We start from the raw sequence: 14,704 nt of genomic DNA on the forward strand, positions 1-14,704 counted from the left end.
TGGCGCGGCCGATCTGATTGCCGACGCGGCGGCGGACCTTGGGTGCCTCGGGGGCGTCGATCGCCTCCTCGCTCACGCCAGTGCCTCGACGGCATCACGGAAAGCTTGACCCCGCGCCTCATAATCGCGGAACTGATCGAAGGATGCGCAAGCCGGCGACAGCAGCACCGTGTCGCCCGGCCGCGCATTAGCGGCCGCAGCCTTCACCGCGGCTTCAAGCGTGCCGCTCCGTTCGACGGGCATGTCGGCGCTGAGAAGGTCGGCGAACATCTCGCCCGCCTCGCCGATGGTGTAGGCGCGGACAACATGGGAAAAACCCGGACGGCAGGCGTCGAGGTCGCTGGTCTTGGCCTTGCCGCCGACGATCCAGTGGATGCGCGGATAGGCCGACAGCGCCGGTGCGGCGGAATCGGAATTGGTCGCCTTGCTGTCGTTGACGAACAGCACGCCGTTCTTCTCCGCGACGCGCTCCATGCGGTGCGGCAGGCCGGGGAAGATCTGGAGGCCCTTGTCGATCGACGCATTGTCGATACCCAGCGCTTCGCAGGCGGCAATGGCGGCAAGCGCGTTCTGGGCGTTGTGCGGCCCCTGCAATGCGGGCCAGCGCGACTGGTCCATGCAGACTCCCGGCGCGATCTTGGTCAGATCCTCGCTGCGGCCGGATACGGCGACCTGACGTGCGACGGCGGCCGAGGGCGCGTCGCCGATGCCGATGACGGCGGCGTGGCCCTTCGACTGCATTGCGAACAGGCGCGCCTTGGACGCGGCGTAGGCTTCGAACCCGTCATAGCGGTCGAGGTGATCGGGCGTGATATTGAGCAGCAGCGCGACGTCGCAGTCGAGGCTGTGGGTCAGGTCGATCTGGTAGCTCGACAGCTCCAGCACATAGACGCCGCCTTCCGGCAGCGGCTGCTCGGCGAGGATCGGGATGCCGATATTGCCGCCGGCGAGCGAGGAAATCCCCGCGGTGCGGATGATGTGATGGACCAGCGCGGTGGTGGTCGATTTGCCGTTGGTGCCGGTGATGCCGACGACGCGGTGCGGCGGCAGGTTCGCGCGGGCCTGCGCGAACAGCTCGATATCGCCGATCAGCGGAACGCCCGCGTCCCGCGCCTTCGCGGTGATCGGGTGACGGTTGATCGGGACGCCGGGCGAAACCACCACGCCCGCGAAGCCGGTCAGGTCGATTTCGAGCGGATCGGCATGTGCCGCGTTCGTCACACTGGCGAGCACGTCCGCATTGGTATCCCACGCCACGACTTCGGCGCCGCTGGCGACGAGCGCGTCGACAGTCGCGATGCCGGATCGTGCAAGCCCCAGCACCGCATAGCGCTTGCCGCGGAAGAGCTCGCTCGTAATCACCGCAGCTTCAGCGTCGCCAGCCCTGCCAGCGCCAGCACGAACGAGATGATCCAGAAACGGATCACGACGGTCGGCTCGGACCAGCCCAGTTGCTCGAAATGATGGTGGATAGGCGCCATCTTGAACACGCGCTTGCCGGTGCGCTTGAAGAAGAAGACCTGGATGATGACGCTGAGCGCCTCCATCACGAACAGGCCGCCGATGATGCCCAGCACGATCTCGTGATGCGTCACAACCGCGATGGTGCCCAGCGCGCCGCCCAGCGCAAGGCTGCCGGTATCGCCCATGAACACCGCCGCCGGCGGCGCATTGAACCAGAGGAAGGCGAGGCCCGCCCCCATGATCGCGCCGCAGAAGATGGCGAGATCGCCCGCGCCCGGCACGTGCGGGATGCCCAGATAGGTGGCGAACACCTTGTTGCCCGCCAGATATGCGATCAGCATGAACGCCATGCTGGCGATCACCACCGGCATCGTCGCGAGGCCGTCGAGACCATCGGTCAGGTTCACCGCATTGCCGAACGCCACGATCGTGAAGGCGGCGAAGACGATGTAGAAATAGCCGAGATCGGGGTGGATCCAGCTGAAGAAGGGTACATAGAGCTGCGTGCCGTTGAGCGAGAGGATGATCCAACTCGCCACGCCCGCGATCGCGAATTCGCCGAGCAGGCGGACCCGGCCCGATACGCCCGCGGTGCTGGCCTTCCGCACCTTGTCGTAATCGTCGAGAAACCCGATCATGCCGAACCCGAAGGTCACGAACATGCAGGCCCAGACATAGGGGTTCTTCAGGTCCATCCACAGCAGGATCGACAGCATCAGGCTGGTGAGGATCATCAGCCCGCCCATCGTCGGCGTGCCGCGCTTGGCGAGATGACTCTGCGGGCCGTCGGTGCGGATCGGCTGCCCCTTGCCCTGACGGATGCGCAGCCAGCCGATGAAGCGCGGCCCGATGATCAGGCCCAGCAGCAGCGCGGTCGCGACCGCGCCGCCGGTGCGAAACGAGAGATAGCGGAAAAGGTTGAAGATGCCCGGGAAACCCAGCCAGTCCGCAATCAGGTAGAGCATGGTTGTCTTTCCGCGAGAGCCGCGACCACAGTAGCGAGCCGCACGCCGTTCGAGCCTTTGACGAGAACCGCGTCACCCGGTGCGAGCATATCGAGGAGATGATCGCGAGCCGAAGACGCGTCGGGCACATGGACGAAATCGACATGCCCCTCAAGGGCATTTGCAAGCGGCCCCATGCTCTCGCCGACAAGGATCGCAAAATCTACACCGGCTGCCTCGATCGGGCCGGACAGCTCGGCGTGGAACGCGTCGGAATGCTCGCCCAGCTCGCGCATTTCACCCAGCACCGCCAGCTTGCGTCCCTTTTCGTGCGACAGCACGTCGAGCGTCGCGCGCATCGAGGCGGGATTGGCGTTGTAGCTTTCGTCGATCACAAGCGCCTCGCCATCCGCGACCGGCGCGAGGAAGCGATGGCCGCGGCCGGCAAGCCCCGCCATCTCCGCCAGCGCGAGGCCGGCAAGCTCGAGATCGCCGCCCACCGCATCGACCGCCGCGAGTATGCCGAGCGAATTGGAAACCCAGTGCGCGCCGGGCTGCGAGATGGTGAAGCTCAGTTCGCGCGCACCCTTTTCGTTGCCGCCCAGACGGACCGTGACGAAGGTGCCGCCGGTGCGGGTGCGCATCGTCTCGATCGCGCGAACGTCCGCGCCTTCCCTCATGCCAAAGGTCACGATGTTCGAGGCATAAGGCCTGGCGGCGGCGATCAGGCGATCGCGGTGCGGGCTGTCATAGGGAATGATCGCGGTGCCGCCGGGTTCGAGGCCCTGGAAGATCTCGCCCTTCGCGTCGGCGATGGCGGCTTCGTCCTTGAAGAAGCCCATATGCGCCGGGGCGATGGTGGTGACCATCGCGACGTGCGGGCGAACGAAGCGCGTCAACGCGGCGAGTTCGCCCGCATGGTTCATGCCCATCTCGAACACGCCGTAGCGCGCGTTACGGGGCATCCGCGCGAGGCTGAGCGGCACGCCGGTATGGTTGTTGTACGACTTGACCGAGCGGTGGGCATAGCCCGGCTCCTGCCGGTCGAGCGCGGCGAACAGGGCTTCCTTGGTACCGGTCTTGCCGACCGAACCGGTCACGCCGATCACCTTGCCCTCCATCCGCACCCGCGCCGCGACACCCAGCGCTTCGAGCGCGCGCATCGTGTCCGGCACGGTCACATGCGGGTGCGGCGTCTGGGAGGAAACGACCGCACCCGCAGCCCCTTGGCCAAATGCCTGGTCGAGGAAGCGATGACCGTCGGTCGTCTCTCCGCTCAGCGCCAGGAACAGGTCGCCAGGGCCAACTTCGCGGGAGTCGAACGTGACTCCCGAAACTTCGAAATCCGCACTCGCCTTGCCGCCGGTCGCGTCGGCGATCTCTTCGGCGGTCCACAGCCTCATGCCGCGCACTCCCGCGCGACGGTAACGTCGTCGAACGGCAGCACCCGGTCGCCGACGATCTGCCCCTGCTCATGGCCCTTGCCGGCCAGCAGGACGATGTCTTCCGCTCCGGCCATTTCGATCGCGGCGGCGATGGCTTCGCGGCGGCCGCCGATCTCGACGGCGTTCGGCGCGCCCTTCAGGACTTCGCGGCGGATCGCGGCAGGGTCTTCGGAACGCGGATTGTCATCGGTGACGATCACCACGTCCGCGCCCGCGGCGGCTTCGCGGCCCATCAGTTCGCGCTTGCCCGGATCGCGATCGCCGCCCGCGCCGAAGACGAGGATCAGTCTGCCCTGCGTATGCGGCTTGAGCGCGGCGACGGCGGCTTCGAGCGCATCCGGCGTATGGGCGTAGTCGACATAGACCGGCGCGCCGCTCTTCGCGATCACCGCACGCTCGAGGCGGCCGCGCACCGGCTGGAGGCGCGAGAGATTGGACAGCGTCGTCGCGATATCGCCGCCCGTGGCGATCACGAGGCCCGCGGCGGTCAGCGCGTTGGCGGCCTGATAGGCACCGATCAGCGGCAGATTGACCTTGTAGCTCTTGCCTTCGGCTTCGATCGTCAGCCCCTGTCCCAGCAAGGTCGGGTCGCGTCCCACAAGGCGTAGCGTGTCGCCATGCTCGCCCACGGTGATCAGGCGATTGCCGCGCGCGCGGGCGAGATCGATCACCCGCTCCGAATTGGCGTCGTCGACCCACACCACTGCTGCGCCATCGGCATCGAGCACTTCCGCGAACAGCCGGAGCTTGGCGTGGAAATAGGCGGCCATGTCGCCATGATAGTCGAGATGATCGCGGCTGAGATTGGTGAACGCCGCGGCTTTAACCGGCAGACCTTCGGTCCGGTATTGCGACAGGCCGTGCGACGAGGCTTCGAACGCGACATGCGTGACGCCTTCGCGGGCAAGGCCGGCGACGTTCGACAGGAAAGTCACGATATCCGGCGTGGTCAGGCCGGTGCTGACGCTATCGTCGGCCGTGGTGACGCCCAGCGTACCGATCGAGGCCGCATGGAATCCGGTCATCCGCCACAGCTGGCGCGTCATCTCGACGGTCGACGTCTTGCCGTTGGTGCCGGTGACGGCGACCGCGCTTTGCGGAAACGGCGCGAAGAAGGCCGCCGCCAGCCGCGCGAACCGTTCACGGGGATTGTCGTCGGCAATGTGCAGCGCGCCCTCGACCGCGACTCCCGGCCGCGCGACGATTGCCACCGCACCGGCCTTGATCGCAGCCGGAATGAAATCCTCGCCATTCACCGTCGCGCCCTGAAACGCGCCGAAGATGGTGCCGGGCGCCACCTTGCGGTGATCGATCGCGAAACCGGTGACGGTCTTGTCGCCGCCGCCCTCGATCAGCTGTTCGAGCTTCATTGGCCGTGCTGCTCGTTCGGGTTCTTCCAGATCAGCGGCGTGAGTTCGGACAAGTCCAGATCCTTCTTCGCGTCCGGGATCACCCCCAGCAGCGGACCCGTGCGCATCACGACGCGTTTGACGACGGGGGCAGCGGTCCAGCCGGCGGTGCGCTGGCCAGCCGATTCGGCGTTTCCGATGGGAGAATCGAGCATAGCGATAACCACATAGCGCGGCTTATCCATTGGGAAAGCCGCCGCGAAGGTGGAGACGTTCTCACTGGCCGAGTAACCCTTCGCGCCGGGCTTCTCGGCAGTGCCGGTCTTGCCGCCGACGCGAAAGCCGGGCGCGTCCGCCTTGCCGCCGGTGCCGTTGGTCACGATCAGCCGGAGCAGCTGGCGCATCCGCATGCTGGTCGCTTCGGAAATGATGCGGCGGCCGGCGGGCAACTTGCCCGGCTCGACCTTCACCAGCGTCGGCGCGTGCCAGATGCCGCCATTGACCAGCGCGGCATAGGCGCAGGCGAGATGCATCGGGGTCACCGCGATGCCGTGGCCGAACGCTGTGGTCATCGTGGTCGAGCGGCCCCAGTCGCGCGGCCACAGCGTGCCCCAGCGCTCGATCTCGATCGGCAGCGGCTTGTCGAACATCATGTCGCGGAAAATCTTCTCCAGCGGCTCGCGGCCCATCAGGTCGGCGATGCGCGCGGTGGCGATGTTCGACGAATAGATCAGCGTCTCCGGGATGTTGAGGAAGCGCTTCTGCGCATGATCGTCCTTGATGCTGAAACGGCCGATCTTGAGCGGCTCGACCGCGTCGAACCGGCGCGACATCGACGTGACGGTGCCGCTTTCGATCGCCGCCGCCATCGCGATGGGTTTGAACGCCGAGCCCAGTTCGTAGCGGCTCTGCGTGACGTTGTTCGCGGGCGGCGCGACTTCGATCATGTTCGGATTGAAGCTGGGCAGCGAGACCATCGCGACGATCTCGCCCGTATCCACGTCCAGGATCACGCCGCCGGCGCCCTTGGCCTGGAAGCTCGACATCGCCGTCGCCAGTTCGTTCTCGAACGCCGCCTGCACGCGCAGATCGAGCGCCAGCGCGGTCGGCTTGGCCCTGCCCTCGGCGCTGAGCAGACGCGCGTCGAGCGTCTTCTCCATGCCGATCCCGCCATGACCCGACGAATTCACGAAGCCCAGCACATGCGCGGCAAGCGTCGATTGCGGATAGAGCCGGTCAGGTTCGCGCATCATCTCGATGCCCGGCTCGCCCAGCGCGTTGACGTCCTTGACCAGCGAGGGAAGCGCGCGGCGCTTCAGCCAGGCGAAGGAACCGCCCGAATTGAGCAGCGCATAATATTGCGCCTCGCTCTTTTCGGGGATCATCGCGGCGAGGCGCTTGGCCAGATCGGCCTTGTTGCCGATCAGCTGATTGGGATGGACCGCGATCGACCAGCCTTCGATCGTGCGCGCCAGCGGCTCGCCGTTGCGATCGACGATATCGCCGCGCGGCGGCAGCAGGCGATCGGCGGGATTGGCGGCAATGGCAGGCGAAGCGGCAAGCGCGAGCCATGCCAGACGGCCGATGACGAACAGCACCGCCGCGCCGAAGATCAGCGCGAGGATCGCCAGCCGCACCTGAGCGACAGCGACAAGCGACTGACGGGCCCCGCCCGAACCGCGCGAACGCGCGGACGGTGCGAGGATGACGGTCAACGCAGCGCCATCTTCTCGGAGGCCGCACCGCGATCGAGATCGTTCATCGTCGAGCTGCTGAGCATCGCGACGCGAGTGTTCGCGGGACGGCGATCGTTGCTGGCAACGCGAGTCACGCCGTCACCCTTTGAGGCAACAGCGACGGCGCCGGGCGACTTGCTCGCCTTCGCGGCATCGACCTTCGCCACGGCTGCGACCACGGCGGGCGCGGCCTGCAGCTTCGGCGTGCCGGCCGGAACGACCAGCGCGGCGACCTGCGGCTTCGCTTCAGCGACCTGTTCGGCGTCGAGGCTGGCGAGCGCGTGCGCGTCCGGCAGGAACTGTTCGGCCGCGGGCGCGGCATAAGCGACCACGTCGCCGTTCCACTGCTGGAGTTGCGCAAGGTTCGCGCGGGCGCTGAATTCGGTTTCCAGTCCGCGGATATCCTTCTTGGCGTTGATGATGTCGCCCTCCACGGCGTGCAGACGTGCGCGCTCTGCAGCGCCATAGGTCGTGGTCATATACCCGCCTACCGCCACCGAAACGCTGGCGGCAAGCCACGCAATCGCTCCAAAGCCCTGCACCATCACGCTACTCCTTCACAAGCCCCACGGGGCCGCATCGGTGCGTCGCGCCACGCGCAACGTCGCCGAACGGGCCCGGGGATTACGGGCAAGCTCCGCCTCGCCCGGCCGGATGGCCTTGGCGGGGGGCTCGAAACTGGGGGCAGCCTTTGCTGCGGCTGCCGGACGATGGCGCGAACCGGCAGGTTCGCTGCCCGAACGTTCGCGCAGGAAGCGCTTCACGAGACGATCCTCGAGGCTGTGGAAGGTCACGACGGCCAGACGGCCGCCGGGCTTCAGCACGCGCTCGGCAGCGGCAAGGCCCTCGGCCAGCTCGTCCAGTTCGCGGTTCACATGGATGCGAACGGCCTGGAACGTCCGGGTCGCCGGGTCCTTCTTGTCGTGCGGCTTGTAGCCAAGCGCCTTGCGAACAACCTGCGCGAGCTGACCGGTGGTGGTCAGCGGACGCGCGCGGACGATCGCACTGGCCACACGGCGCGATCGGGGCTCCTCGCCATATTGGTACAGCACATCGGCGATCTCGCTTTCCTCGGCTTCGTTGAGGAAGTCCGCCGCAGTCATCCCGTCGGCGGCCATGCGCATGTCGAGCGGGCCATCCTGCTGGAAGCTGAAGCCGCGATCGGCATGATCGAGCTGCATCGACGACACGCCGATATCGAGGGTGACGCCGTCGACGGGCACGAAGTCGCGGCGTTCCAATTCCCCTTCCATCGCGGAGAAGGGAGCTTCGATCAGGATCAGGCGATCGCTGCCGGCGAAGCGGAGTAGGCCACCCTCGATCGCGCGCGGGTCGCGATCGAGGGCAGCCACCTCGGCACCCCGCTCGAGGATGGCGTTGGTGTAGCCGCCCGCACCGAAAGTCGCGTCGACATGGCGCTCGCCGGGCACGATGGCGAGGCCGTCGACGACTTCGTCGAGCAGCACGGGAACATGATCGGAAGCCGAATAGACGGGCGCGGAGCTCACAGCTTCACCCCCTTCTGCTGGCAGAGAAAAGCGCAGATCTCGCGGACATCGTCTTCGACATCGTCGGTCTTCAGCAGGACTTCGGGCGCCCAGATATCGAACGCGTCGCCGCTGCCGGCGAAGAACGCCCAGCTGCCGATCTTCGCCTTCTGCTTAAAGAAGGGCGGGATCACGAAGCGGCCGCTATCGTCGAAGGCCACCTTCTCGACGATGCCGAAGGCGCGGCGCTTCGCGCGCGGATCGATCTCGCGGCCAGCATCCTCGGCGAGGCGCTGAAGCCGGTTGATATGCTCGTTCTTTTCCTTGGACCAGGCGACGTCGTGGGCGGCGAGGCAGGGATCGAAGGGATGGCTGCCGACGACGACCTGGCGAACGTCCGGGGCATTGCGTTCGATGGCAGCGCGCAGGTCGGCGGGAATCGCGACCCGGCCTTTCAGGTCAACTGCCTGAAGCGCAAAACCTTCGAAGAGCTCCCGTCCAGCCAAAACCCGTTCCCAAAAGTTCGGACACGACTTCCCCGTCTCCGGACGCGCGACTCCCGCCGCTGACCCGGCCTGCAATTGCTGACGATGAAGTTGGTCGTGCCCCGACCCTTAACCACTCCTGGTTACCAAGAAGTGGATGGGGAAGCAACGGGTGAGACGGGGATAAAGCGGGATTTTATACCACCATGCCCCATTTTTCTTCGATATTCTATGTTATTTCGCTATATGTTCTTTGTTTGTTTTTACCCCGACAATGGCGACCCTTGTAGTTTTCCTGACCCTCTCCCAGCTGGTGGGCGCAAATCCCCGCCCTGCCCAAGCACCCGCTCTGAAACGGCAGATTTTCTAGAGATATTCGAGGGATAGCTACTATATTCCGATTCCCGCAACTAGAGGGCTGGACTCGAAAAACCGCAGAAATCCGGCGAGTCGCCGCGTAAATCGAACTGGTTAACGCGAAAGGCCCGATTCCGGCGTTTCCCGCCCCATCCCCGGAAAATCCCGCATCATCCCCGGATCGCGCCCGTCCGGGACGCGAAGCGACGGCATTTTCCGCACTGGCGGAACGATCGGGATTATTTGTTGAGGGCTTCCGCGGCGCGCTGCGCCTCGAGACGCTTGGCGATCTCGGCGGCGTTCACCGCTTCGGTCGACGCAGTGCTCGGCGCGACGCCGAGTTCGGCCAGCGGCTCATCCTTGCCCGCCGCCGTCATCACATTGCCTTCGGTCATGTTGGCGACGACCGTAGCGTTCGATGCGCCGGCAGCCGTCACCGCGCCATCGCGGCTGGCAGAGGTGAAGATCGCGCTGGCAAGCCCGATCAGCACCAGCACCATAGCGAGGCCCGTCAGCCCAACGCGAACGCGCTGCATTGCCTGGGCGGAGTCCTGTTGCGATCCCGACTTCATAACTGTGATATAAATGTAACGCCTTAACGACCTCTTGTCGAGGGAATCGCTCAGGTCGTCGCAAGCCACTCCGGGACAGGCAAATCCTTGGAGACCAGCCACTCGCGATTATACAGCGTTGAAAGGTAACGGAATCCCGTATCGCACAGGATCGTGGCAATCTGTTTCCCCTGTCCGAGCTGCCGCGCAAGTCGTACCGCACCCGCAACGTTTATGCCTGACGACAGACCCAGGCACAGGCCTTCCTCGGCCAGAAGCCGAGTGACCCATTCCATCCCCTCCTCGTCGGAGATGCGGAATTGCGTATCGATCGGCGCGCCTTCGAGATTGGCGGTAATTCGCCCCTGCCCGATCCCCTCGGCAACCGAAGTCCCCTCGGCCTTCAGCTCGCCATGCTCGTAATAATTGTAGAGCGCCGCACCGTGGGGGTCGCTGAGCGCGATACACACTTTCTCGTCGAACGCCTTCAGACCCAGGCCGACCCCGGCGATGGTGCCGCCGGTGCCGGCCGCGCAGGTAAAGCCATCGACCCGGCCGCCCATCTGTTCCCAGATCTCGCCCGCGGTGCCGATGATGTGCGCCTTGCGGTTGGCGGTGTTGTCGAACTGGTTTGCCCAGATCGCGTTGGGCGTTTCCTCAGCGATGCGGCGGCTGGTGTGAACGAAATGCCCCGGGTTCGAATAGGGTGCGGCAGGCACCAGCACGAGCTCGGCGCCCAGCGCGCGCAGCGTATCCATCTTCTCGCGGCTCTGCGTCTCGGGCATGACAATGATGGTCTTGTAGCCCTTGGCATTGGCGACCAGCGCGAGGCCGATACCGGTATTGCCCGCCGTCCCCTCGACGATGGTGCCGCCGGGCTGGATCAGCCCGCGCTCTTCGGCGTCGTTGACGATGTACAGCGCCGCGCGATCCTTCACCGACGCGCCGGGATTGGCGAATTCGCACTTGCCGAAAATCTCGCATCCGGTCGCCTCGCTCGGCCCTTTCAGGCGGACGAGGGGCGTATTTCCAATGAGCGAGAGCGTATCGAGAGCCATTTGCATGGCTGCTAGATAGGAGGCGCGGCGCCCACTCGGCAAGCAACCGCTTTTAGCAGCCGCCCACGAAACAATTTGCGGCGAACCGAGCAACCGAATGCCGGTTCGGACATTTCAGCCGCGCCAGTCCCGGCACGGCAACCCGCACGAGCATCTTCATGTACCGCGAAAGCGATCCTGACCCCTGCCCGTTCTCCCCCGCCATCCCGCTCAAGGCCGCCAGGCCCGAGCCGGGATCGATGGAGCATTTCTGGGCGCTGGTGGACGAAGTACCGGCCGACGACGTGCTGAATGCGATCAGCGCGAAACGCCGGCGCGATCGAGATGCGGGCCGAGGCGCCCGCTGAGCCACAGGAAGAACATGCGGTAATCGCTGGCGAGCGACCAGAGCGGATAGGTGAAGGTCGCCGGTCGGTTCTTCTCCACCCCGAAATGCGCCGCCCAGGCGAAACCATATCCGGCGAGCGGCAGCAATACCCACCACCAGCCGCCCCATGCGATCGCCAGCGCCGCGAAGGCGAAGGTCAGCGCGGTGCCGGCATAGTGAAGGTTGCGCGTCGCCGGCTTGCCGTGCTCGCGCAGATAGTGCGGCCAGAAATCCGCGTATCGGGTGATGGTGCGGGCCATGCCGCAAGGCTATCGCATGGGCATGACCACGCGCAAGCACGCCTTCCCGCCCATCGTCGACGCGCGGACCCGCGTGCTGGTGTTGGGCAGCTTGCCCGGCGAACGATCGCTGGCCGAAGGGCGCTACTACGCCCATCCGCAGAACCAGTTCTGGCGGCTGATCTCCGCGGCGATCGGGCGGGATATCGCGGCCCTCGACTATGACGACCGGCTGGCGGCGCTACTCGACGCGCATGTCGGGCTGTGGGACGTGGTGGCCAGCGCGGAGCGCAAGGGGAGCCTCGACGCGACGATACGAGACGCGGAGGTGCGCGATGTTTACGCGCTCGCGCAATCTTTGCCCCATCTGAGGGCGATCGCTTTCAACGGTGGTACCGCGCTGAAGCATGGGATTCGCCAATTGGGGCAGAATGCGAGTCGTTTTGCCATAATTCCTCTACCTTCAAGCAGCCCGCTGCATACGATCGCGTTCGAGAAGAAGCTGCCCGCGTGGCTGGTGATTCGAGATCATCTTATTTGAATTAAACGATAATCTAACTCCCATCGAGCCGCTGTAATATCGCTTGCCGACTCCGCCTCAATCATGCCACAAATAAGTCATAATTAAGGCAGGAGGGATGGAATGCGTGTTCGTTTCCTGGTTTCTGCGGGTCTTGCCGCGGTCGTGCTGGCGGGATGCAACGGAGCTGGCGGCAGCTACAGCTCAGGGCCCTATCAATCCGAGGCGTCGCCCCAGTTCAGCGAGGCGGAGATCGCGGCGATGCCGCCGCAGCTGCGCGAACGGTACAAGGCGAACGACATCTCGCCGGTGCGGCGCACCGCCGAGGTGCCGGTTTCAACCTTCGCGGTCGATGTCGATACGGCTGCGTATTCGAATGTTCGCAGATTTCTGACTCAGGGGCAGACACCGCCGCGCGACGCGGTGCGTTCCGAGGAACTGATCAACTATTTCCGCTACGACTATCCCCTGCCCGGCGACCGCAACGCGCCGTTCAGCGTCACCACCGACGTGGCGCGGACGCCGTGGAACCCGGATACGCGGCTGCTGCGCATCGGGCTGCGCGGCTATGACCTGAACTATGACCAGCGGCCAGCGGCCAATCTGGTGTTTCTGGTCGACGTATCGGGATCGATGGATGAGCCGAACAAGCTGCCGCTGGTGAAGCAGGCGCTGGCGGTGCTGGCCGACAATCTGCGGCCGCAGGATTGCGTGTCGATCGTGGTCTATGCCGGGGCGGCGGGCATCGTGCTCGACGCAAGCAGCGACCCGAACGAAGTGAAGGACGCGATCGATCAACTCAGCGCCGGGGGATCTACCGCGGGCGGCGAAGGGATCGAACTGGCCTATGCCACCGCCCGCGCCAACATGCGGCAGGGCGGGATCAATCGCGTGATCCTGGCGACCGACGGCGACTTCAACGTCGGCATGACCGACCAGAAGCAGCTTGAGGACCTGATCGAGAAGAACCGCGACACCGGCATCACCCTCACCACGCTCGGCTTCGGCGAGGGCAACCTCAACGACGCAATGATGGAAGGCATCGCCGACAAGGGGAACGGCAACTACGCCTATATCGACAGCGCGATGGAAGCGCGGAAAGTGCTGGACGAGGAACTGTCGTCCACCCTGTTCACCATCGCCAAGGACGTGAAGGTGCAGGTCGAGTTCAACCCCGATCAGGTCAGCGAATACCGGCTGATCGGTTATGAGAACCGCGCGCTGAAGGAAGAGGATTTCGCCAACGACCGGGTCGATGCGGGCGATATCGGCGCGGGGCATCAGGTGACCGCGATCTACGAGATCGTGCCCAAGGGCACCAGGGGCTGGCTGGGCGAGCGGCGCTACGCCGCGAACCGTCAGGAATCGGCATTTGCGGGCGGGAGCGGCGAGTTTGCGTTCGTCAAATTGCGGTACAAACTTCCGAATGGGGAAACGTCGCGACTGATCGAACGCCCCGTGGCGGCGTCGCTGCTGTCGCAGGCAGGCTATCCCACCGGCGACATGGCGTTCGCAGTGTCGGTGGCGGGTTTTGCGCAGATGCTGCGCGGCGATCCGCTGCTCAACAGCTGGAACTGGAACGACCTGCGCAGCCTCGCGGGCAATCCGCAGGGCTATTACCGGCAGGAGTTCCTCAAGCTGGTCGACATGGCGGAATCCGGTTCGCTGCGCGCCGCGCCGGAGGGAGCCCGGCGCGACTGACGCGCGTGCCTCCGGCGGCGGTCTAGGGACGCCGCCGGCTCGCCGCGGTCCGGCCTTCCCCCTTTGGGCCGTGCCGCGGCGATGGTCCATTGTCACCCTCCCCGCAATCGAATTGGAAAGCCACGGCCGATGCTGATCTACGCGATGATCTGGGGGGTCGCCCTCACCGCCGCCGGCGCGGTGGTGGCGCTGTTTCTCTGGGCGCCCGAAATGATGGTGCCATTGCTTTTTGGCGGCGCGGCGATCACCGCCGCCATGCTTCGGCTGCTGCTCGCGCGCTTCGCGCCCCAATGGCAAAGCGCCAGCGCAACGGGGGCCGCTGCAATCGCGTTCCCGTCCGCATTGTGGCTGATCGCCTTCGCAGCGGATCTAACCGCCATCATCCAGAACCAACTCGATCCGGCTCCGGGCTTCATGATCGGATTCTCGATCATGCTGTTCCTGCCTTGCCTGATGAGCGTCTTCGCCGGCTTCGTCGCGGCGTGGCTGGCGGGACGGCTGATGCGCCTTCCGCGCTAGCGCCGAACACCCGCCTGCACGTTGCATTCCGGGCACGAGGACCGGTGCTATTGCGCGGGACCCGCGCAACCCTCGCGAATCTGTGCGCCGATCTTCATCTGCACGGTGAGCGGACGCGCCGCGCCGCCAGCCGGCCCCTCGCAACTGACCGGGCTGAGCATCACCACGACATCCTCACCCTTCGCATTCCTGGTCGCATAGGTCGCGGCCATCACGTCGACCGAAGGCGCGGCGGGGGCAAAGGCTTCGGGCGCCGCGCCGCCCTCGGCATAGCGGATCTGGCTGCCGTCGATCTCGATGGTCCAGGCGGGATTGGCGCCGGAGCCGCTGATCGGCTTGGTCAGATCGACACTGGCAAGCGCGCCAGAAGCCTGCGCTGCCGGCGGCGCGGCTTCCGCACCATTGTTGGCGGCGGGCTCCTGCGAACAGGCAGCGAGCGGCGCGGCCAGCACGGCGAGGATCAGACGGTTCATCAATCTGTC

The 14,704-nt window shown here is 65.6% G+C and carries 15 protein-coding genes; 3 read left to right on the forward strand and 12 right to left on the reverse strand.

Features of this window, described 5'->3' with window-relative positions; translation table 11 throughout:
* Positions 1-72: 72 nt before the first annotated feature.
* From murD to HHL13_RS07245, 11 genes are all read right to left on the reverse strand, one after another.
* Complete coding sequence (murD, locus tag HHL13_RS07195) at positions 73-1,362, reverse strand: UDP-N-acetylmuramoyl-L-alanine--D-glutamate ligase (RefSeq protein ID WP_169555021.1); 1,290 nt, start codon at positions 1,360-1,362, stop codon at positions 73-75.
* Positions 1,359-2,429 carry a phospho-N-acetylmuramoyl-pentapeptide-transferase gene (mraY, locus tag HHL13_RS07200; protein ID WP_169555022.1) on the reverse strand — a complete coding sequence of 357 codons (1,071 nt, stop codon included), beginning with the start codon at positions 2,427-2,429 and terminating at the stop codon, positions 1,359-1,361. Before mraY ends, murD begins: the two co-directional genes overlap by 4 nt.
* Positions 2,417-3,811, reverse strand: coding sequence for a UDP-N-acetylmuramoyl-tripeptide--D-alanyl-D-alanine ligase (gene murF, locus HHL13_RS07205; protein ID WP_169555024.1), 1,395 nt, complete (start codon positions 3,809-3,811; stop codon positions 2,417-2,419). The genes mraY and murF overlap by 13 nt, the downstream gene beginning before the upstream one ends.
* On the reverse strand, positions 3,808-5,223 hold the full coding sequence (locus tag HHL13_RS07210) for a UDP-N-acetylmuramoyl-L-alanyl-D-glutamate--2,6-diaminopimelate ligase (protein ID WP_169555025.1): 1,416 nt from the start codon (positions 5,221-5,223) through the stop codon (positions 3,808-3,810). The genes murF and HHL13_RS07210 overlap by 4 nt, the downstream gene beginning before the upstream one ends.
* A complete protein-coding gene (locus HHL13_RS07215; RefSeq protein WP_169555026.1) occupies positions 5,220-6,917 on the reverse strand; it encodes a penicillin-binding protein 2 in 1,698 nt (565 codons plus the stop codon). The genes HHL13_RS07210 and HHL13_RS07215 overlap by 4 nt, the downstream gene beginning before the upstream one ends.
* Complete coding sequence (locus tag HHL13_RS07220) at positions 6,914-7,417, reverse strand: hypothetical protein (protein ID WP_169555027.1); 504 nt, start codon at positions 7,415-7,417, stop codon at positions 6,914-6,916. Before HHL13_RS07220 ends, HHL13_RS07215 begins: the two co-directional genes overlap by 4 nt.
* 78 nt (positions 7,418-7,495) lie before the next feature.
* Positions 7,496-8,446 carry a 16S rRNA (cytosine(1402)-N(4))-methyltransferase RsmH gene (rsmH, locus tag HHL13_RS07225; RefSeq protein ID WP_169555028.1) on the reverse strand — a complete coding sequence of 317 codons (951 nt, stop codon included), beginning with the start codon at positions 8,444-8,446 and terminating at the stop codon, positions 7,496-7,498.
* A complete protein-coding gene (locus tag HHL13_RS07230; RefSeq protein ID WP_169555029.1) occupies positions 8,443-8,931 on the reverse strand; it encodes a division/cell wall cluster transcriptional repressor MraZ in 489 nt (162 codons plus the stop codon). The genes rsmH and HHL13_RS07230 overlap by 4 nt, the downstream gene beginning before the upstream one ends.
* 575 nt (positions 8,932-9,506) lie before the next feature.
* Positions 9,507-9,803: a hypothetical protein gene (locus HHL13_RS07235; protein WP_169555030.1), complete on the reverse strand. Its 297-nt coding sequence runs from the start codon at positions 9,801-9,803 to the stop codon at positions 9,507-9,509.
* Positions 9,804-9,889: 86 nt separating this feature from the next.
* Positions 9,890-10,882: a cysteine synthase A gene (locus tag HHL13_RS07240; RefSeq protein WP_169555032.1), complete on the reverse strand. Its 993-nt coding sequence runs from the start codon at positions 10,880-10,882 to the stop codon at positions 9,890-9,892.
* Between the two features lie 291 nt (positions 10,883-11,173).
* Positions 11,174-11,503 (reverse strand): DUF962 domain-containing protein, encoded by a 330-nt coding sequence (locus tag HHL13_RS07245; protein WP_169555033.1) that lies wholly within the window; start codon positions 11,501-11,503, stop codon positions 11,174-11,176.
* A gap of 22 nt (positions 11,504-11,525) precedes the next feature.
* Here HHL13_RS07245 and HHL13_RS07250 point away from each other — a divergent pair, with 22 nt between their 5' ends.
* The 3 genes from HHL13_RS07250 (at position 11,526) to HHL13_RS07260 (ending at position 14,222) form a co-directional block, all read left to right on the forward strand.
* Positions 11,526-12,023, forward strand: coding sequence for a DNA-deoxyinosine glycosylase (locus HHL13_RS07250; RefSeq protein WP_169555035.1), 498 nt, complete (start codon positions 11,526-11,528; stop codon positions 12,021-12,023).
* A gap of 102 nt (positions 12,024-12,125) precedes the next feature.
* Positions 12,126-13,703 (forward strand): VWA domain-containing protein, encoded by a 1,578-nt coding sequence (locus HHL13_RS07255; RefSeq protein ID WP_169555036.1) that lies wholly within the window; start codon positions 12,126-12,128, stop codon positions 13,701-13,703.
* 129 nt (positions 13,704-13,832) lie between these two features.
* Positions 13,833-14,222, forward strand: a complete 390-nt coding sequence (locus HHL13_RS07260) for a hypothetical protein (RefSeq protein ID WP_169555038.1) — start codon at positions 13,833-13,835, stop codon at positions 14,220-14,222.
* A gap of 47 nt (positions 14,223-14,269) precedes the next feature.
* Here HHL13_RS07260 and HHL13_RS07265 read toward each other — a convergent pair whose 3' ends face one another.
* Entirely contained in the window at positions 14,270-14,695 is a 426-nt protein-coding gene (locus tag HHL13_RS07265) for a hypothetical protein (RefSeq protein WP_169555040.1), read from the reverse strand.
* Positions 14,696-14,704 lie beyond the last annotated feature (9 nt).

It is taken from the genome of Sphingomonas sp. G-3-2-10 (assembly GCF_012927115.1).
Classification (GTDB): Bacteria; Pseudomonadota; Alphaproteobacteria; order Sphingomonadales; family Sphingomonadaceae; genus Sphingomonas.